Origin of the sequence: Oscillibacter acetigenes (assembly GCF_025567605.1) — a bacterium.
Lineage (GTDB): Bacteria > Bacillota > Clostridia > Oscillospirales > Oscillospiraceae > Oscillibacter > Oscillibacter welbionis.
In genome coordinates, this window is sequence record NZ_JAOQKG010000004.1 from 77,529 (window position 1) to 96,813 (window position 19,285).

Genomic DNA, 19,285 nt, shown 5'->3' on the forward strand with positions numbered 1-19,285 from the left:
TCTGCCCGTACCAGTACCGCCGCAGGAAGATGATGCGGCTCTCCGGACTCTGCCGCCGCAGAAACGCGCTGATGAGCGACGCGATTTCCTGGTCCTCCATCGTCTTCTCGGTTCCGTGGGGCTCCGGCACACAGTCATCCAGCTCCCCCAACAGCACCTCCATGCCGTCCCCGCCCCGTTTGGCGGTGCGGCTCTGCTTCCAGCGGTCCAGAGAGAGGTTGCGGACGATGCGCCCCAGCCAGGCCCGGAAGGCGGAGGGGCGGGCCGGAGGAATGGCGTTCCAGGTGCGCAGATACGTGTCGTTGACGCACTCCTCCGCGTCGCTGTGACTGCGGAGGATGTTCCAGGCAATCCCCGCCAGGAAGCCGCCGTATTTGCCGTGGGTCTCGTCAATAGCCCGCTGATCCCGCTGCCAGTACAGGTCGATGATCTCCGCGTCCTCCATGTTATCCTCCTCTCTCCCGCAGCAGCTCGTTGGCAAAGCGGTTCAGCGCCTCGCAGGGCGCATAGGCGGTGCGCCAGCCGGTGCCGTCGATAATCAGAAACGGGTTGTAGGCCGTGACGTTCGCAGCTGTGCCGTCAGCCATGGTCACCGTGAACAGGACGGTCTGTCCGGCATACTCCGAATAGGACTGGTCCGGCCGCGTGATGCGGACATCTGCCAGCAGATCCGCCAGGGTCTCGATCTCCCCGGCATCCAGCTCCAGTGTCACATCCGGGGGGCCCACCAGGACGGTGGCTGCGGCGATGTCCGCCGCCTCCAGACCCCGGAAGGGCCTCCGGCCCCAGAACAGCAGTCCTGCCGCCAGCGTCAGCAGGATGGCCAGCACGGCTCCGCCCATCAATAAGTACCGCTTTTGCAGATTCATGGGATCCTCCTCCTGTCTCCAGCCCACGGCCGGAGGTTCTCTCACCAACATAGACGAGAAAACGTGATGCCGGTTGCAAAGAAGTGGAAATTTTCCAAAGGAAACCGCTCTGGAGCGCGGACGCTCCAGAGCGGTTTTGAAAGAGAGCGGGGATCAGGCCTCCAGCAGCCCCAGGCTCACCAGGAACTCCCGGGCCACCTCATCCACAGTGCGGCCCTCCACGTCCACCTGGTAGGTCAGTTCCGCCATCTGCTCGGTGGGGATCTTGCCCGCCAGCTGGTTCAGAATGTCCGCCACCTCCGGGTACTTCTCCAGCAGATCGTCCCGCACCAGAAAGACGCCGTTGTAGTCGGGGAAGAAGCTCTGGTCGTCCTCCAGGACCTTCAGCCCGACCTTTTTGTTCAGGCCGTCGGTGGAGTAGACCACCGCCACATCGAAGCTGCCGTTTTCAATGGCGGAGTACTTCAGGCCCATATCCACAGAGACCGCGTCCTGGAAATTCAGACCGTAGAACTTCACAAAGGGGTCATACTTCATGCTGCCCTCCAGGGTGAAGAACTCCTGCTCCGCGCCGAAGGTCAGCTGGTCCGCAATGGGGATGAGGTCGCTGATGGTCTCCAGGCCGTACTCGTCCGCCAGGGCCTGGGGCACGCCGATGGCGTAGGTGTTTTCAAAGCCCAGCTGCTCCAACTGGGTGAGGCCGTAGCTGTCCAGCTCGCCCTGGACGTAGTCGTAGATCGTCATGCCCTCCGGAACGTCCACCGTGTCCTGGCCCAGGAAGGTGGTGAGGATCGTGCCGTCGTAGGAGATCATCAGGTCGCAGGTGTGGCTGTCATCCTTCAGGGAGTTCCAGTTGTTCACCTGGGACATCTGATCCTGAATGGTGACGGTCAGGTCCGTCTGGTCCTCCACCAGCATCTTTACCATGTGGTGCATCAGCTGGGTTTCGGAGTAGTCGCCGTCATAGAGAAGAATGTCGCCGGTGCCGCCGCGGCCATAGGGCAGCAGCAGGATGAACGCCAGTACGATGGCCGCCACCGGGATCCACATTTTCTTGGAGCCGCCCCGGCTCTTGCGCATCTGCCCCTCGAACCAGCTCATGATGAGATCCAGCACCACGGCGATGACCATAAGGACGCCGGTGGCCGCCAGAATCAGGGACATATCGGAGATCCGGATGGCCTGGGTGATGACGCCGCCCAGACCGCCGCCGCCCACGAAAGCTGCGAATACCGCAGTGCCGATGGCGTTTACCACCGCGATGCGGATGCCGGTGAACACCGTGGGGAAGGCCAGGGGGAACTCCACCATCAGCACCCGGTAGGGCTTGCTCATGCCCATGCCCCGGGCGGCTTCCTTCACACCCGGGTCCACCTCCTGGAGTCCCAAGCAGGTGTTCCGCACGATGGGCAGCAGGGAGTACAGCGTGATGCCGGTGATGACCGTCAGCTTGCCGGGGTCCAGCACCACCATGATGATGCCCAGAAGGGCCAGGGAGGGAATGGTCTGCAGCAGGTCCACAATCCGCAGGATGACGGGCCGGGCGGTCTTGGAGACGTATGCCCAGATGCCCAAGGGCAGTCCCACGGCGATGGACAGCAGGCTGGCCGCCAGAACGATGAAGAGATGTTGAAAAATCAGGTCCCAGCTCATTTGCCCGCCTCCTTTCGCAGGCCGCGGGGCGTGACCCTTTTCTGCAGCAGGTCAATGACCAGTCCGAAGAGAACGGCCAGTATGGCCGCCGGGATGGCCCCCAGGAGAATCAGCGTGTTGTTGTTGGAGCTGGTGCCCCGGTACACAAAGTCGCCCAGGCCGCCCAGGCCGATCATGGAGGCCAGCACCGCCCAGGAGACGGTGTAGATGGCGGCCATCCGCAGCCCCGAGATGATGACCGGCATGGCCAGGGGCAGCTCCACCCGCACCAGCGTCTGGAAGGAGGACATGCCACAGCCCTTGGCGGCCTCGATGTATTTCGGCTCTACCTCCAGAATGCCGGTGTAGGTGTTTTTCAGCACTGGGAACATGGCGTACACACTGAGGGCCACGATCACCGTGGGATAGATATTCCCCCACCAGATGAACAGCACGCCGATGAACACCAGGCCGGGAATGGTCTGGAAGATGGAGAGAATGGGGATGATGATGCCCGACAGCCACCGCGGGATTCGGGAGAGGAGGATGCCGAACACCAGTCCCGCCGCAAAGCCGATGACCACCGAGATCAGCACATATATCGTGTGCAGTCCGATGGCCCGCAGCAGGTCGGCGCCGTAGTCCTGGATCAGCGTCATCATTTGGAATCACCCCACAGATTCTCCGCCACGCTGCGGGCCACGCTGGTCTTGGTGACGATACCGGCGATGGTGTCGTCCGCATTCAGCACCACCACGTAGTTGGCACCGGAGTCCAGCAGGTAGTCGAAGCTCTCCTTGGCCTCGTCCCCCACCCGGACGGTCCGGGCAGTCTGGCGGATCAGAGGCTCGATGCTGGTGAGTTCCCGGCCCCAGTGGCGGATGTCGCCGATGGAGATGGTGCCTAAGTACCGGTTCTGCTCGTCTGTGACCAGCAGGGTGTCCACGCTGCCTCGGGCCATGCGCTCGGCGCACTCCAACACGCCGCGATCCTTCCGGACGCTGAACACATTGGTGCGCATGAAGCTCTCTACTTTGGAGGGGGCGGTGTCCGGCGTGTGCTTGCCCATAAAGGTGCGGACCAGATCGTTGGCGGGGTGCTCCAGCATCTCCTCGGGGGAGGCCATCTGGACGATTTCTCCGGCGGCCATGAAGATGATGATGTCCGCCAGCTTCAGCGCCTCGCTCATGTCGTGGCTGACGAAGACGATGGTCTTGTTCAGCTTCTGCTGCAGGTTCTTCACCTCATCCTGCAGGGACTCGCGAGTCAAGGGATCGAGAGCGGAGAAGGGCTCATCCATCAGCACGATGGGGGGAGAAGCTGCCAGGGCCCGCAGCACGCCGATGCGCTGCTGCTGGCCGCCGGAGAGCTCGGAAGGATACTTGTTGGCAGACTGCTCCATGTGGACCAGCTGCAGCATCTCCTGGACGATCTCATCGCACCGGGCCTTGTCGTACTTCAGCAGCTTGGGGACCACGCAGATGTTCTGGGCCACGGTCATGTTGGGGAACAGGCCGATCTGCTGGATCACATAGCCGATATGCCGCCGCAGCTCCACCTTGTCCTGGGAGTGGATATCCTGCCCGTCGATGCGGATGGTGCCGGAATCGGGCTCCAGCAGGCGGTTGATCATCTTCATGGTGGTGGTCTTGCCGCAGCCGGAAGGGCCGATCAGGACCACGAACTGTCCGTCTGGAATGGTGAAATTCAGGTCCTTGAGGACCGGGGTCTTGCCATAGCTCTTGGAGACGTGTTCAAACTGGATCATATCGCTGCCTTCACTCCTTTGTCGTTACTAGCCGGTGGGCGGCCTCTGCGGCGCTGGGGCTTCCCACCAGGATGATGACGTCGCCGCTGTACAGTTCGGCATAGGGACCGGGGGAGAGGATCACCGTCTGGCCCCGCCGGATGGCCACGATGGTGCCGCCGGTGGACTGCCAGAATTTCAGCTCCCCGATGCTCTTGCCGATGAGAGGAGAGTCCTTGGGGACAGGGACCTCATAGTTGGGGAGGGGCTGACCGGCCGCAGCAAATGTGTCCTGCCCTTTTACCAGGGCCGACACGGTGTCCGCCATGCGCCGGTTCACCTCGGCGGACTCCGCCAGCAGCGCCTTCAGCTGGAGGCGCAGGGAATGGATGTCCGCATCCTCGGAGAAGTTTTCGATGTACCGGCGGGCGCTGTCGGCGGAGAGGACTACGGCCCCGCTCTGGGGCTTCACATCCACCACCTTCATGTCCGCCAGCAGCCGTAGGGCCTTGCGGATCGTCTCCGGGGATACCCCGTACTCCGACGCCAGCACCGACCGACCGTAAATCCGGCTGCCCTCCGTCAACTCACCTTGGGCGATGCGGGTAGCCAGATCCAAAGCGATCTGCAGATACTGGGACGGGACAACTGCCTGCCTCAAGCCATCACCTTCTGTTCTGCGATTGTATGGCCCCTATTATACACTGCCAACTTTGAAAAGTAAATAGAGATGGCAGTTAAAAAATTATAAAAATATAGGAACAATTTACGGAAAAAGAAAAAATCGGAAAGACGGCACAGAAAAACGCCCCTCCCGTGAAAACGGGAGGGGCGTTTGACCGGGAATGCTGATCAGCCGAAGTTCTCTACAATGTCCACCAATTCCGCGCCGATGCGTTTCTGAGCTTCTTTGGTGCCTGCGCCGATGTGGGGCGTGCAGGAGACAGCCGGGTGGGAGGCCAGGGCCCAGTTGGGATCCTTCTCGCTCAGCCACACGTCCAGACCGGCGGCCTTGACCTTGCCGGAGTTCAGAGCGTCCAGCAGGGCGGCCTCGTTCACGTTGGCACCCCGGGAGACGTTGATGATCACCACGCCATCCTTCATCTTCGCAAGGGACTCCGCATCCACCAGGGGCTTGTCGCCACTGGGGGCACAGAGGACGACGATGTCGGACTGGGAGAGCAGCTCGTCCATAGTGACAAAGTGCATGGTCTCGCACTCGCAGCCCTCCGGCTTGTTGCGGTGGACCACGGACAGCACATTCATGCCCAGGGCTTGACCCTTGGCGCCCACCAGCTGGCCGATCCGGCCATAGCCGATGACGCCCATAGTCTTGCCGGAGAGCTCAAAGCCCTTGGAGTAGGCTTTCTTCTCCCACTTGTTCTCCCGCATGGTGTGGCCCGCGATGGAGATGTTCCGGGCACAGGAGAACAACAGGGCCAGAGCCAGCTCCGCCACCGCGTTGGAGGAGGCGCGGGGCGTGTTCTTCACCTGGATGCCGTGTTCCTCTGCGTATTTGACTGCGATGTTGTCTACACCGACGCCGGCCCGGATGATGAGCTTCAGGCGGCTGCCTGCGGCGGCGTCGATCTGCGGCTCCTTGATCTTGGTGGCGCTGCGGATGATAACCACGTCGAAGTCCCGCAGGGCTGCGCCCAGCTGATCGGGCTCATAGAACTGCTCGATGACTTCATATCCATCCTTGCGCAGCTGTTCCATTGCGCCAGCATCCATCCCATCGGTAACCAAAACTCTTAATGCCATATATAATACCCCTTTTCATACATTTCCGGCACACCCCAGGGGTGCCAATGTCGGAAACCCCAAACGCCCATTGGGGGACAGGCGCCTCCGTGAGAGTGGAGTTCAGAGATAGGAGCTGCGCGTACGGCAGTCTGCCTGACGCTCCGGACTCCATCGCAGGAAGGGGGAAGGCGAAGCCTCTCTGGCTTCACCGGAGTGAAGATGTGGAGCGTGAAGAGTGGAGATACGCCTGGCGTGTTCCACTCGCTCTCCCACCCGCACAAAAGGAAGGGGGCTGGTAGAAATCGTGGGGGCTACACCGTTGCGGCATTGCGATTCCCGGCCCTTTTGGGCCGCCAATCGCGCCGCGGTCTCGAAATCGGCTCGCTTTCGAGACCGCTGGCGGCGCTTCGCCGGTTTCCCCAGTTCTTTTGCCGGAGGCAAAAGAAGAATTTTTAATCCTTTTCCGCAGGGCGTGTACCTGCCGAAAATTCCCCGACTCAGACGCCTTGGGCGGCGTTCACCAGTCTGCAGACTGACGGGGGGCCTCCATGGGGGAGCAGGTCCCCCATGGAAAGCCGTTACGCGTGCTCTGCCTCGTACTTCTTCAGGAACTCCACCAGGGCCTCCACGCCCTCCTTGGGCATGGCATTATAGATGGACGCCCGCAGGCCGCCCACGCTCTTGTGGCCCTTCAGGTTGTCGAAGCCGGCGGCCTTGGAGGCGGCCACCACATCGGCATCCTGCTCCTTGCTGGGGGTGACGAAGGGCACGTTCATCAGGGAACGGTCCTCCTTGCGGACAGCACCGGTGAAGAACTTGCTCTGGTCCAGGAAATCGTACAGCACCGCGGCCTTTTCCTCGTTGCGCTTGTTCATGGCCTCCAGTCCGCCGTTTGCCAACAGGTACTTGAAGACCTTGCCGCAGCAGTAGATGGCCCAGCAGTTGGGAGTGTTGTACAGGGAGTCATTGTCCGCATGGGTCTTGTAACTCATGTAAGTGGGCACGAACTGGGGCAGGTCCTCCCGCAACAGGTCCTCCCGGATGATGACCACCGCCATGCCGGCGGGACCCACATTCTTCTGTACGCCCGCCCAGATCAGGCCGTACTTGGTGACATCGCAGGGACGGGAGAGGAACATGGAGGACTGATCCGACACAAGGATCTTGCCCTTGGTGTTGGGCAGATGGAAATAGGTGGTGCCGTTGATGGTCTCGTTCTCGCAGATATAGACGTAATCTGCGTTGTCGGGGATGTCCAGATCGGAGCAGTCGGGGATGTAGGAGAAGTTCTTGTCCGCGGAGGAGGCGACGATCTTCACCTCACCGTACTTCTGGGCCTCCTTGATGGCCTTCTTTGACCAGTTGCCGGTCTCCACATAGCAGGCCACGCCGTTCTTCATCAGATTCATGGGCACCATGGCGAACTGCACGGTGCCGCCGCCCTGAACGAACAGAACCTTGTAGTTGTCGGGAATGCCCATCAGCTGACGCAGGTCCGCCTCGGCCTCGTCCCGGATCTGCTGAAAGACCTTGGAGCGGTGGCTCATCTCCATGACGCACATGCCGCTGCCCCGGTAATTCATCATCTCGGCGGCGATCTCCTCCAAGACCTCCTCCGGCATCATGGCGGGTCCGGCGGAGAAATTATAGGTACGTCCGTATTTCATACTCATTTCCTCCAAACTTTTTTGTTCTGGGGTTTCGCATCGGCGCGCAGACATCTGTCTGTTTCCTCTTCCAGTATAGCACAGAATTGGAAAGAATCAACCGGAAAAGCGGGATGAGTCCGCCTGTGAGAGAGGACGGCGGACAGCCCGTAAAAAGTTTTAGGGGCACAAAAAAACTTGCAGAAAACTTGCTTTTTTGGCAGACTTCGGGTATTCTGAAAAAAATTGCCATTGGTATGACCTCTTGACGGGATCAAGAATTTTGGGAAGGGAGCGCCGCCGCACTGCGGCGGCAGGGAGATAGATGAATCGGACTTGGATTGAATTGGACAGGGAGGCCCTGGCCCACAACATCCGGCGCTACCAGAGCCTTCTGCCAGCGGGCTGCCGGATCATGGGCGTGGTGAAGGCGGACGCTTACGGACACGGGGCGCGGGCGGTGGCCGCCCAGCTGTGGGAGCTGGGCATCCGCCACTTTGCCACTGCCACGCTGGACGAGGCGGTCCAGCTGCGGGAGGCCGGCATCCAGGGGGAGATCCTGATCCTGGGATACAGCGCCCCTGCGTATTTCCACCTGCTGGCAGAGCACGGGCTGACCCAGACCGCCACCTGCCCGGACCACGCCGCCCAGCTGGAGACCTACTGCCGGGAGAACGGCGTGCGCCTCAAGGTACATATCGCAGTGGACACGGGTATGCACCGCATCGGATTCCTGCCGGAGGACCTGGACGCCATCCGGCGGGTGTATGAGAACGGCGTCCTGCAGGTCACCGGCATCTACTCCCACCTCTGCGTGGCGGACACGGACGAGGAGGAACATGTGGACTTTTCCCGCCGGCAGGCGGAGACCTTCAAAAGCGTGGTGGAGTCCCTCCAGGCCCGGGGCGTGGAGCTGGGGACGGTTCACCTTCTGAGCAGCTATGCGGCGGTGAACTACCCGGAGTACGCCTATGACTACGCCCGCCTGGGCATTTTGATGTTTGGCGTCAAGAGCAGCGCGGCGGACTACCTGCGGGAGGACCTGCAGCCCATGCCGGTCATGACCCTGAAGGCCCGGATCACCTCTGTGCGGGAGATCGGACCCGGGGAGACGGTGAGCTACGGCCGGATCTTCCGGGCGGAGCGGCCCACCAAGGTGGCCTCCGTCTCCATCGGCTACGCCGACGGCATCCCCCGCTGCCTCAGCGGCGGAAAGCTGCGGGCCATCGTCCGGGGACAGTACGCCCAGGGCATCGGCCGGATCTGTATGGACCAGCTGATGCTGGACGTCACCGGCATTGAAGATGTCCGGGTGGGGGACGAGGCGGTGTTCATCGGCCGCCAGGGGGACTGTGTCATCTACGCAGAGGAGCTGGCGGAGAACGCCGGCACCATTACCAACGAGCTGTTCAGCCGCCTGGGCGCCCGGGTGGAGGGGCGCTGCTTCCGGCAGGAGGCCTGAGTGAGATGTGAGGCCGCGGAGCGGCTTTGCATAGATCAGAAACCAAGCGGGGGCCGGCCAGCGGAACGGTGCCTGCGGAGAAAGGAGGAAGAGAGATGGAACGGTATGTGGAGTGCGAGAGCCGCGGCCTGACCCTACGGGGGATGCTGCATGTGCCAGACCAGCGGCCGGGGAAAGTACCCTTTGTGATCCTGTTCCACGGCTTCTGCGACGACCGGAACGAGATCAACTTCGTCCACACGGAGCTCTCCCGCAGGCTGTGTGAGCGGGGGATCGCCAGTGTCCGGTTCGACTTTGCCGGCAGCGGCGACAGCGACGGGCGGTTCGAGGACATGACTGTCTCCAGTGAGGTGGAAGACGGCCTTGCCATCTTGGACTATGTCAAGAGTCTGGACTTTGTGGACCAGAGCCGGATCGCGATCCACGGCCTGAGCATGGGGGGATGTGTGGCCTCCATGGTGGCGGGCCTGCGGGATGCGGACGTGTGCGCCCTGAGCCTGTGGTGCCCGGCGCCGGACGTGGTCTACAACATGAAGCACAAGATGCTCTGCGGCGTGGATGTGTCTGACATCGAGGAGAAGGGCTACGCAGACTACGAGGGCCTGCGGGTGGGCCTGGGCTTCTATCAGGATGCCTTGGAGCTGGATCCTTACGCCGTGGCGGCCAAATTCACCAAGCGCGTGAATCTGGTACACGGGGATGAGGACGTGACGGCCTCCATCCACTGTTCGGAGCGGTACAAGGAGATCTATGGAGACCGGGCGGAATTCCTGGTGGTCCATGGCGCGGAGCACCGATTCAAATCCTGTGCGTTTCGGGCCGCCCGGATGGACTCGGCTCTGGCATTCCTGACCCGGGAGCTGCTGGGCTGAACGGAGGACTCCTGCGGCGCCGCGGGCGCGGTCCCGCGCCGCCGTACAATCTAGAAGGGAGAAACGAGAATGGATAAGACAAAGACAGTCAAGACGCGGAAGACCCCAACTCCGGCTTTCGCCGTGATCTCCTTCCTGGTGATCGTGGCCGTGCTGGTGGCGCTCATCAACCTGGGCGTGGACACCACTATGTCCGTGTTCATCGCGGCCCTGATCGCCGTGGTAATCGCGCTCCTGCTGGATATCCCTTGGGCGGATGTGGAAAGGACGCTGTTGCGAGTGGTGTCCGACTGCATCCCGACATTTTTGATCGTCATCATGGTGGGCATGCTGGTGGGCATCTGGATGGCCGGCGGCACGGTCCCGGCCCTGATGTACTACGGCATGAAGCTGATCTCCCCGAAAATCCTGGTGCCCCTGGCCTTCGTCCTCAGCGGGCTGACGGCGGAGTTCACCGGAACCTCCTTCGGCAGCGTGGCGACCATGGGCATTGCCCTGGTGGGCGTGGCCTCCACTACTTCCATCCCGGTACCGCTGGTCATTGCTGCGGTGGTCTGCGGTGCCTGGTTCGGCGACAAGATGTCCCCTCTGTCCGACACCACGAACCTGGCCTCCGGTGTCAGCAGGGTTCCCCTGTATGACCACATCGGGTCCATGATGTACACCACTATTCCCGCTGCACTGGTGGCGCTGGTGCTGTTTACCGCCGCCGGCCTGATGCATAGCGGCGGCGAGATGGATACGACTCGCGCCAACCTGATCTGCGACACCCTGGCGGAGCACTTCAACCTCAATCCCATCCTGATCCTGCCCGCCATCCTGGTGCTGCTGGTGTCGGTGTTCAAGCTGCCGGCCCTGCTGGGTATGGGCCTCACTGTGGTGGTCAGCATCGTGTTCGCCATGGTATTTCAGGGAGTGAACTTTGTGGAGCTGATGAACTATGCGGCCAACGGCTTCACACTGTCTACCGGCGTGGACATTGTGGACCCGATGCTCAACCGCGGCGGCATTACCAGCATGACCGGTCTGCTGATCACCTTCATGGTAGCCAGCGTCATGGGCGGCATCATCACCGCCACCGGCATCCTGGACGTGCTGGCCAAGGACGTGCTGCTGAAGTTCATCAAGAGCCGCGGCGTCCTGGTGACCGTCACTCTGATCTACTGCTACATCGTCAACTTCCTCACGGCCGGCGGCCAGACCGTGGCCATCATCGTCACCGAGCAGACCTTCGAGGACGCCTTCGACCGCATGGGCATCCACCGCAGGGTCCTCTCCCGGACGCTGGAGGATGCGGGGACCCTGAGTGCACCCATCGTCCCCTGGGGCGTTGCCACGCTGTATGTGATGGAGGTACTGGGCTGCGGCACGGAGTATATCCCGTATTGCTGGTTCATCTTCATTGTACCCATCTTCTCCATCCTCTGCGCCTTCTCCGGCTTTGGTATATGGGACAAGGACGGCAACAAGATGTGGGGCAGGAAAAAGGCTGCTGCAAAGTGATTGAGTCTGCCTGACAATACGGGCCGGCCCGATTTTCGGACCGGCCCTTTTCGCGTGGCGCACCATGCCTGTTGCAAAGAACGGCGGCCTGCCGTATAATATTTCCATTGCAAGCACGGCCCGCCCTTCGGCGGCGGGGAAGGGAAGTGAACGGATTGGAAAAGGAGCATGGCCACACCCGCGTGGGCCTTTACGTCCAGGCCATGGCCAAGTGGCTGGCGGTGGCGCTGGTCACCGGCGTCTGCTGCGGCGTGGTGGGCTCCCTGTTCCACATCGGTGTGGAGCGGGCCACAGAGCTGCGGGAGCAACATCCCTGGCTGTTGTGGTGTCTGCCGGCGGCGGGACTGGTGATCGTGGCCTTCTACAAGCTGACAAAGACGGAGGGCCAGGGTACCAACGACATCATCGACGCGGTACACCACGGAAAGCCCCTGTCCATCTGGCTGCTGCCCGCCATCTTCCTGGGGACAATTCTCACCCACCTGTGCGGCGGCAGCGCCGGACGGGAGGGCGCGGCTCTCCAGATGGGCGGCACCATCGGCCGCCATGCGGGGAACCTTTTCAATCTGGATGACCGGGACCTGCGCACCGCCACCATGGCAGGCATGGCGGCGTTTTTCTCCGCCTTGTTCGGCACACCCCTTACCGCCACGGTGTTCGCCATCGTGGTCATCAGCATCGGCGTGGTGTACCACGTGGCGTTCATTCCATGTCTGACCGCCTCCCTGGTGGCCTACTGGATTTCTGTGGAGTTGGGGGTGGCGCCCACCCGCTTTTCTGTGGCGGCGCCGGAGCTGGAGAAGCTGATGCTGCTGCGGGTGGCGGTGCTGGGCGTAGGCTGCGCCCTGGTGTCCGTTCTGCTGTGCCGGACCCTGCACTTCGCGGAGCATCAGATGAAGAAGCGCCTGCCCAATGCCTGGCTCCGCGTCCTTGTCGGTGGCGGTGCGGTCATTGCCCTGACATACCTCTGCGGGACCCGGGATTACAACGGCGCGGGCATGGATCTCATTACCGCCGCCGTGGAGCAGGGCACTGCCCGGCCGGAGGCGTTTCTGCTGAAGATTCTGTTCACCGCGGTGACGCTCTCCGCAGGGTTCAAGGGCGGTGAGGTGGTGCCCTCCTTCTTCGTGGGGGCCACCTTCGGCTGTGTGGCGGGGCCGCTGCTGGGGATTCCGGCTGGCTTCGCCGCGGCGCTGGGGCTGGCCGCTGTGTTCTGCGGGGCCACCAACTGCCCGCTGGCCTCCATCTTCCTGTCCGTGGAGCTGTTCGGGGATGGTGGGCTGCTGTATTTTGCCCTGATCTGCGGCATCAGCTACATGCTCTCCGGCTACAATGGGCTGTACTCCAGCCAGACCATCGTCTACTCCAAGCTGAAGGCCCAGTATATCAATGTCCGCACCAACGCCTATCACGCCGGTGAGCCGGTGCCCCCCTTCCAGCAGGGAGGCGGGGAAGAGACGGAGAGGGATTGAGCACGTGCATTTTGGAAAAAGGGACGGCCGCTCACAGGGCGGCCGTCCCTTTCTAAAATGTGTTCACACCGGCGGAGCAGGATGAATGGCTCCGCTCAGGCATAGAATGAGAGCGGTGATGCGATGATGGAACTTTCCTGTGATCCGCTGGCCCTGACCACCGCTGTCAACACCCTGGCGGTCTCTCTGGCTGCCCGGCTGAACGACGAGGACCTGGAGCTGACAGCGGCGCTGCTGGTTCAGCTGGGAGAGACGCTGGAGACGATCTCCGTCCAGCGCCGCCGGACCCGCGGCGGGAGGTAGCGGCTTACTGTACCGGGCCTGTCAGCTCAGTGGGACAGGACTCGCCTGCGGCCATCTGACAGATGCCGCCGATGCCGCAGTCCACCATGCTGGACACGGCGGCATCGGTGTAAAAGGCCATGTGCTGGGTCATGATGACATTGCGGAACTGGTGGAGATAGAACCAGTTCCGATTGGGCAGAATGTCGACCCGGTGGTCGGCGTGGATGATGCCCTCGTCCCCCTCCACGGTGTCCATACCCAGGGCGCCGATTTTTCCCGTCTCGATCCCCTCAATCAGGGCCTCGATATCCGCCAGCTCGCCGCGGGAACAGTTGACGATTACCACGCCGTCCCGCATTTTGGCGATGGATTCCCGGTTGATGATGTGGCGGTTGGAGTCCAGCAGAGGCATGTGGAGGGTGATGACATCCGACTGGGCCAGAAGGGTGTCGAAGTCCACATAGGTGACCTGGGGTTCCACTGCCGGATTGCGCCGCAGGTCATAGGCCAGAATCCGGCAGCCGAAGCCGGAGAGATTTCGGGCAACCTGGGCGCCGATCCGGCCGGTGCCGATGATGCCGATGGTCAGATCCTTCATCTCGCGGCCCTGGAGGCCGGTGAGAGAGAAGTCGTTGACCTGCCCCCGCCACAGAGCCTGCTTGTAATGCCGCAGGCACATGAGGATCATCATGACGGTGAAGTCGGCCACGCCGTTGGGGGCATAGCTGGCGCTGCACACCCGCAGGCCGATGGATCGGGCGTGGTCCAGGTCAATGTGGTCATATCCGATGGTGCGGGTGGAGAGATACCGGATGCCGAGGGCGTGATAGGCATCCAGCAGGGCCGCGTCGATGCACCCCTGGCCCAGGATGGACACGCCGATGCAGCCGGCGGCCAGAGAGGCGTTCTCCAGTGTGGGCACCGCGTCTGTGACAGACAGCTCCACTCCGTGGAGCGCCGCCTGCTTCTCCAGGTCCGCCCGTTCGTCCGGGCGGGCCTCATAGACCATAATTTTCATAGATTCCTCCAACAGGTGGCCCCGTCAACCCTTCAGCAGGCGGCGGGCCACCTCCACATTCTTCTGCTCCATGGCCTGCAGGTTCCGCACGGCGGCGGCCTGGGCCTCCGGGTGGGCCGCCTGGGCTACGCACTGGTCCATCATGGCGCAGAGATTCTGCCCGGTCAGCTCTGCCAGATCCACGAACTGCTCCTGTCCGATATACCGCAGGAAGGCGGAGACCTTGGGGTCGTAGACAACGCCCGCCAGGGGGATCCCCTGCCCGGCGGCGAAGATCAGCGCGTGGAGCCGCATGGACACCACCGCCTGCATCCGGCTGAGGGCGCCGATGATGGTCCCGGCGCCGCCGGCATCGTCCAGGAAATAGTGGGGGATCGTCAGCCCGCGGGCGGCCAGCTGGCCCGCACCGGGGTCCAGATGCTTTTCCACCGCCACGAACACCGGCGTCAGACCATAGGTGCGGTAGGCGTATTCCGCCGCCGCGCCGAAGAGGGGGGCCTTCTCTTCAAACCCCTTCCACCGCCGCAGGGCAAAGCAGAGGTAATTGCCGTGGGGCGGGATACCGGCGCGCAGCAGCACGCTGTCGGTCTCGTCGTCCGGGGCCTTCTGCAGGATCAGCGCCGGGTCCGCAGTCAACAGGACCTCCGGCTCCGTCACCCCCATGGCCCGCAGTTCTTCCAAAGAGTCCGGCTCCCGCAGGGTGATGACATCCACATATTTGTTGATGATCTTCGCGGCCAGACTCCGGTGGCTCTCCCGGGTGACGGGGCCGATGCCGCAGCCGTACATCTGTACCCGGTTGCCTGCCCGCTTTGCCGCCCGGATATTGGCCAGATAGAACCACAGGGAGCGGCGGGAGGTCACGTCCTGGATCAGGCTGCCGCCGCCGTTGATGTACAGGCGGCTGTTCCACATGGCGGCGTGCCAGGCCAGGAAGTTGGAACGGTGCACCGCCCGCACCCGGTAGGTGAGCCGGGTGCTCCTGGGATCCTTGCTGAGCACGGTGATGGGCATGTCCGGGTCGATGGAGCGCATCTCCTGGAGGATGGCCTCCAGAATGGCGTCATCACCTGCGTTGCCCCGGCCGTAGGCGCCGCAGATCACCACGCCGTCCCGGGCGGAGGAGCGCCGCCGGTGGCGGCGGAGGATGGAGGCGTATATCTGCAGCTGGGTGGACACGGTCTTCTGAATAGAGAACTGGGTGGACGCCTTTTCATAGAGCTTTTCCCCCAAGCGGCGGCGCAATTCATCGTCATTGCCCAGGGCGGCCAGATCGTTGCCCAGGGCTTGCCAGTCGCCGGGCTGGAAGAGATAGCCGTTCACGTCCTGGTCGATGAGATAGGGGATGCCTCCCACGGCGGTGGAGACGGTAGCCAGATGGAACCGGGCCCCCTCCGTCAGGGCATAGGGGAAGGTCTCGGACAGGCTGGTGAGGGCGTTGATGTCCAGGGCGCTGTAAAACCGGTCCATGCCGCCGGAGATCCATCCGGCGAAGCACACCTGCCGCTCTACGCCCAGCTCTGCCGCCAAGGCGGTGAGCTTGTCCTTCTCCGGCCCGTCGCCGGCGATCAGCAGCCGCAGTCGGGGGCACTTGGCGTGGCCCGCGGCGAAGCCCCGCACCAGAGTGGCCATGTCCTTCACCGGATTCATCCGGGCGGCGATGCCTACCACCACAGAGTTCTCGTCCACATCTGCGCCCAGGCTCCTCAGGTACTCCAGCCGGTCCCCCTGGGTGGGCGGGGGCGTGAAGTCGATGCCGTTATAGATGGTGTAGAACCGGTCCGCCGGGAAGCCCCGGGAGATCAGCAGGTCCACCATGGCGTCGGACACGCCGATCCGGTAATCCAGCCGCCGCAGGGCCAGGGCGTTGATGGTGCCGAAGGTCAGATGGCTGAGGGGGCGGCCCATGTAGTCCAGGCGGTAGTCGCTGTGGACGGTGGTCACCACCGGCAGTCCCGTGACCTTGCGGAGCATGGCGCCGATCATGTTGGCCCGGGAGCCATGGCAGTGGATGATCTCGTAGCCGCCCTCCCGGATATAGGCCGCCAGCTTCCGCCGGGTGCGGAAGACGTTGTTGCCCCCGCAGATCATGGTGGGAATGCCCATCTGGCGGGCCTCCTCGGCAAAGGGGCCGTCCCGGAAGCACACCAGCTGGGCGGTGATGGTTTGATTCAGATGTTGCAGCAGGCTCAGCACATGGGTTTTTGCGCCGCCGGAGTCTCCGCCGCTGATGAGATGAATGACCTTCATGGAATGCCTTTCTTTCCGCTTTCCGCAAATAGGGGTTGTGAAATCGCGAGAAATATTATACAATACGAACCAGATATTGTCCAGACGACAAACGCCAAATACAGGCGCGTCCGCGCCTTTTACGGAGGAGACCATGGAACAGAAAGCAAAACGCGTTGGAAAGTTCAACATCATCGACATCATCGCCGTGATTTTGATCGTGGCGGTGGTGGCTTTTGGAGCCTGGAAGCTGCTGGGCAGCAGCGGCGGCACCGCCGCCGAGGACGGCGGCATGGTGAAGGTGACCTATGTGGTTAAGTGCGAGGGTGTGCCCACGGAGCTGTACGAGACCTGCCAGGCCCATCTGCCCTCTCCGCTGATGGCCTCCGGCGCTCTGGTGGGCGGCCAGATTGAGAGCGTGGAGATGGAGCCCTACTACGTGCTGGGCCCCGATGGGCAGTGGATCGAGGATCCGGAGCATGTGACGCTGCTCTTCACCGCCACCACGGAGACGCCTGCCGGCGAGGTCATGACCACCAAGGTGGGAGACCAGGAGGTCCGGATCGGCAAGACGGATTATATTTTGAAGAGTGAGTACATTGAGTTCTCCGGCGGCACCATCGTGGATGTCCAGTGGGAGGGACTGGCAGAAGAGTAACAGAAACGCATGAAAAGCAGAACAGGCGTCCGCCTCATTCCAAATGAGGCAGACGCCTGTTTTTCAGTTGAACGCACAGCTCTTTTACGTCTATGGGCTGTCCACCTGCAGAAGGGGCTTATCTCCACGCCTTCCAGGTGTCCCGGTTCAGCATGTTGGCGGGCATTTCTCCGCTCCGTGCCTGCCGGATGCTACTGGGAAAAAGGAATCCTGTTTTTCGTGCAGTTTCACGCCGCCAGGATCCCCTGCTGTGTACGGCGCGAGGATTACGTTGAGGAGCGCCCTCAGCCAGCTTGCTTGGGAAAATGGCTCTGCCTCAAAGACATCCGGGCAAGCGCCGGCGATCTGATGGTCGCTTAAAGCCTCGATCAGGACCTCTTCGTGAACGATCCCTCTTGGCCATGTTGACCAGAAAAGCAGACGGCTCTATCTTCGCCATACCCGGCCCCGGTTTGAATCATCCGCAGCTTCAGAGCCTTGTCCCCAAAAGAGGGAATCGGGATGTGTTCCGGGATGAGCGCATCCGCACTCTGCAAAAAGGGGCCGGACAGATCCGATTCGGTGATAAAAACCTCCCGGTCAGCGGGAAGGAATGCCCTGATCTGCGTGTCTGTGGCCGCAGGGAAGCGCCCGATGATGACGAGATTCATGGACGAATGCTCACAGGGAGTTCTTGCCCCGGGCCATATACTTGCCCGCCGGCGCCTCCACCAGGACCTTTCCGTTTTCCACGGAGAGCTGCCCCCGCAGCCACACCTGCCGGATGCCGCCGGCGGTGACGAAGCCTTCATAGGGGTTGTAGTCCACATTGGCCACGCAGTCCTCCGCTCGGATCACATGGCTGGCGCCGGGGTCGTAGACCACGATGTCCGCGTCGCTGCCGGGCCGCAGCACGCCCTTCCGGGGATAGAGACCATACAGCCGGGCGGGATTCTCGCTGAGCACCCGGCACATCTGGGCGGCGCTGATCTTCCGCTTGGCCACGCCGTAGGAGTACAGCAGCTCGCCCCGGGTCTCCACGCCGGGCAGGCCGCCTGGGATTTTGGTGAAGTCCTCCCGGCCCATGTCCTTCTGGGCCAGGGTGAAGGAGCAGTGGTCTGTGGACACGGTCTGGATAGCGCCCCGCCGCAGGCCCTTCCACAGGTGCTCCTGCTCGGCCTTGTCCCGCAGGGGCGGCGCGCACACATACCGGGCAGCGGCGGAGTAGTCCTCGTTGAAATACACGCTCTCGTCCAGCAGCAGGTACTGGGGACAGGTCTCCACATACACGGTCTGGCCCCGCTTCCGGGCGTGGTCCACCTCCAGCAGGGCCTCCCGGTTGGTGAGGTGGACGATGACCACCGGCGCGTCCGCTGCCTGGGCGATCCGCAGCAGGCGGCTCACTGCCTCAGCCTCCAGATAGGGCGGTCGGGTGCGGGGGTGGGAGGCGGGGGAGAGCTCTCCGGCGGCCTTCCGCTCGGCGATCATGCCGTCAATGACACCGGCGTTCTCGCAGTGGAAGCCGGCGATGCCCCCCAGCCGCTTCAGCTCCTTCAGTGCCCAGTAGATGTCCCGGTCGCCGATCATCATGGCGGGATAGGTGAGATACATCTTGAAAGAAGAGATGCCCTGGGCGAACATGTCCGGCAGCTCTGCCCGGATGGACTCGTTCCAGTCGTCGATGGTCATGTGGAAGCCGTAGTCGCAGAAAGTCCTGCCGTCCGCCTTCTGATGCCACAGGTCCAGGCCGTGGTGCAGGGACTCGCCCTTGTTGGGGCAGGCGAAGTCGATGACCGTAGTAGTGCCGCCCCGCAGGGCCGCCCGGGAGCCGGTGCAGAAATCATCCGCCGTGGTGGTGTTCGCCACATCCAGGTCAAAGTGGGTGTGGGCGTCGATAAAGCCGGGGAAGAGGAAACAGCCGGAGACATCCACCTCCCGGTCTGCGGCTTGAGGTCCCCGGCCCACCCAGGCGATCTTCTCCCCGTCCAGCAGCAGGTCGGCCCGCCGCTGTCCGGCACCGGTGATGATGGTCCCGCCCCTGAGCAATGTGGTCATAAATATACCTCCTTGTGTGTCTGCGGCACGATGCGGCCGCCCGGCGGCAGGCTGCCGGGAAGCTCCGGCAGACGCTTTTTTTCAGTATAACACCCGCCGCAAGGGAATGCCA

The 19,285-nt window shown here is 62.6% G+C and carries 19 protein-coding genes; 6 read left to right on the forward strand and 13 right to left on the reverse strand.

Going from position 1 to position 19,285, the window contains the following annotated elements:
• The 8 genes from OCV80_RS09175 to serC form a co-directional block, all read right to left on the reverse strand.
• A partial coding sequence (locus OCV80_RS09175) for an RNA polymerase sigma factor (RefSeq protein WP_267288369.1) occupies window positions 1-445 on the reverse strand: 445 nt, incomplete at its 3' end.
• A 1-nt stretch (window position 446) separates the two neighbouring features.
• The gene (locus tag OCV80_RS09180; RefSeq protein WP_267288370.1) at window positions 447-869 is read right to left on the reverse strand and encodes a hypothetical protein; all 423 of its coding nucleotides are present in this window, start codon (window positions 867-869) and stop codon (window positions 447-449) included.
• Window positions 870-1,022: 153 nt separating this feature from the next.
• Window positions 1,023-2,522, reverse strand: a complete 1,500-nt coding sequence (locus OCV80_RS09185) for a glycine betaine ABC transporter substrate-binding protein (RefSeq protein WP_021748232.1) — start codon at window positions 2,520-2,522, stop codon at window positions 1,023-1,025.
• Window positions 2,519-3,163, reverse strand: a complete 645-nt coding sequence (locus tag OCV80_RS09190) for an ABC transporter permease (protein ID WP_021748231.1) — start codon at window positions 3,161-3,163, stop codon at window positions 2,519-2,521. Before OCV80_RS09190 ends, OCV80_RS09185 begins: the two co-directional genes overlap by 4 nt.
• Window positions 3,160-4,269 (reverse strand): betaine/proline/choline family ABC transporter ATP-binding protein, encoded by a 1,110-nt coding sequence (locus OCV80_RS09195; protein WP_021748230.1) that lies wholly within the window; start codon window positions 4,267-4,269, stop codon window positions 3,160-3,162. Before OCV80_RS09195 ends, OCV80_RS09190 begins: the two co-directional genes overlap by 4 nt.
• 10 nt (window positions 4,270-4,279) lie before the next feature.
• Entirely contained in the window at window positions 4,280-4,909 is a 630-nt protein-coding gene (locus OCV80_RS09200) for a TrkA C-terminal domain-containing protein (RefSeq protein ID WP_021748229.1), read from the reverse strand.
• Window positions 4,910-5,100: 191 nt separating this feature from the next.
• The gene (locus OCV80_RS09205) at window positions 5,101-6,012 is read right to left on the reverse strand and encodes an NAD(P)-dependent oxidoreductase (protein ID WP_021748228.1); all 912 of its coding nucleotides are present in this window, start codon (window positions 6,010-6,012) and stop codon (window positions 5,101-5,103) included.
• A 560-nt stretch (window positions 6,013-6,572) separates the two neighbouring features.
• The gene (serC, locus tag OCV80_RS09210; RefSeq protein ID WP_036629710.1) at window positions 6,573-7,661 is read right to left on the reverse strand and encodes a 3-phosphoserine/phosphohydroxythreonine transaminase; all 1,089 of its coding nucleotides are present in this window, start codon (window positions 7,659-7,661) and stop codon (window positions 6,573-6,575) included.
• A 304-nt stretch (window positions 7,662-7,965) separates the two neighbouring features.
• Here serC and vanT point away from each other — a divergent pair, with 304 nt between their 5' ends.
• The 5 genes from vanT to OCV80_RS09235 all read left to right on the forward strand — a co-directional run bounded on the left by vanT (window position 7,966) and on the right by OCV80_RS09235 (window position 13,252).
• Entirely contained in the window at window positions 7,966-9,102 is a 1,137-nt protein-coding gene (gene vanT, locus OCV80_RS09215; RefSeq protein ID WP_136890775.1) for a serine racemase VanT catalytic subunit, read from the forward strand.
• Window positions 9,103-9,197: 95 nt separating this feature from the next.
• Window positions 9,198-9,974: an alpha/beta hydrolase gene (locus OCV80_RS09220; RefSeq protein WP_021748224.1), complete on the forward strand. Its 777-nt coding sequence runs from the start codon at window positions 9,198-9,200 to the stop codon at window positions 9,972-9,974.
• A 69-nt stretch (window positions 9,975-10,043) separates the two neighbouring features.
• On the forward strand, window positions 10,044-11,477 hold the full coding sequence (gene nhaC, locus OCV80_RS09225) for a Na+/H+ antiporter NhaC (protein WP_021748223.1): 1,434 nt from the start codon (window positions 10,044-10,046) through the stop codon (window positions 11,475-11,477).
• A gap of 203 nt (window positions 11,478-11,680) precedes the next feature.
• Entirely contained in the window at window positions 11,681-12,949 is a 1,269-nt protein-coding gene (locus OCV80_RS09230; protein ID WP_051319955.1) for a chloride channel protein, read from the forward strand.
• A gap of 123 nt (window positions 12,950-13,072) precedes the next feature.
• Window positions 13,073-13,252 (forward strand): DUF6774 domain-containing protein, encoded by a 180-nt coding sequence (locus OCV80_RS09235; RefSeq protein WP_021748221.1) that lies wholly within the window; start codon window positions 13,073-13,075, stop codon window positions 13,250-13,252.
• Between the two features lie 4 nt (window positions 13,253-13,256).
• Here the strand turns inward: OCV80_RS09235 and OCV80_RS09240 are convergent, their stop codons facing one another.
• Together OCV80_RS09240 and csaB are read right to left on the reverse strand one after the other, a co-directional pair.
• On the reverse strand, window positions 13,257-14,252 hold the full coding sequence (locus OCV80_RS09240) for a D-isomer specific 2-hydroxyacid dehydrogenase family protein (RefSeq protein ID WP_021748220.1): 996 nt from the start codon (window positions 14,250-14,252) through the stop codon (window positions 13,257-13,259).
• A gap of 24 nt (window positions 14,253-14,276) precedes the next feature.
• Window positions 14,277-16,502, reverse strand: a complete 2,226-nt coding sequence (gene csaB, locus OCV80_RS09245) for a polysaccharide pyruvyl transferase CsaB (RefSeq protein ID WP_119311334.1) — start codon at window positions 16,500-16,502, stop codon at window positions 14,277-14,279.
• Between the two features lie 133 nt (window positions 16,503-16,635).
• On the opposite strand from csaB, the gene OCV80_RS09250 reads away from it, so the two are divergent.
• Window positions 16,636-17,139: a DUF4330 domain-containing protein gene (locus OCV80_RS09250; protein WP_036629708.1), complete on the forward strand. Its 504-nt coding sequence runs from the start codon at window positions 16,636-16,638 to the stop codon at window positions 17,137-17,139.
• Between the two features lie 147 nt (window positions 17,140-17,286).
• On the opposite strand, the gene OCV80_RS16580 is transcribed toward OCV80_RS09250, so the two are convergent.
• The 3 genes from OCV80_RS16580 to hydA are packed head-to-tail and all read right to left on the reverse strand — an operon-like array spanning window position 17,287 to window position 19,173.
• Window positions 17,287-17,559: an NAD(P)-dependent oxidoreductase gene (locus OCV80_RS16580; RefSeq protein WP_083490966.1), complete on the reverse strand. Its 273-nt coding sequence runs from the start codon at window positions 17,557-17,559 to the stop codon at window positions 17,287-17,289.
• The gene (locus OCV80_RS09255; RefSeq protein WP_119311333.1) at window positions 17,508-17,789 is read right to left on the reverse strand and encodes a hypothetical protein; all 282 of its coding nucleotides are present in this window, start codon (window positions 17,787-17,789) and stop codon (window positions 17,508-17,510) included. Before OCV80_RS09255 ends, OCV80_RS16580 begins: the two co-directional genes overlap by 52 nt.
• A gap of 10 nt (window positions 17,790-17,799) precedes the next feature.
• A complete protein-coding gene (gene hydA, locus OCV80_RS09260) occupies window positions 17,800-19,173 on the reverse strand; it encodes a dihydropyrimidinase (protein WP_021748215.1) in 1,374 nt (457 codons plus the stop codon).
• Between the last annotated feature and the right edge of the window lie 112 nt (window positions 19,174-19,285).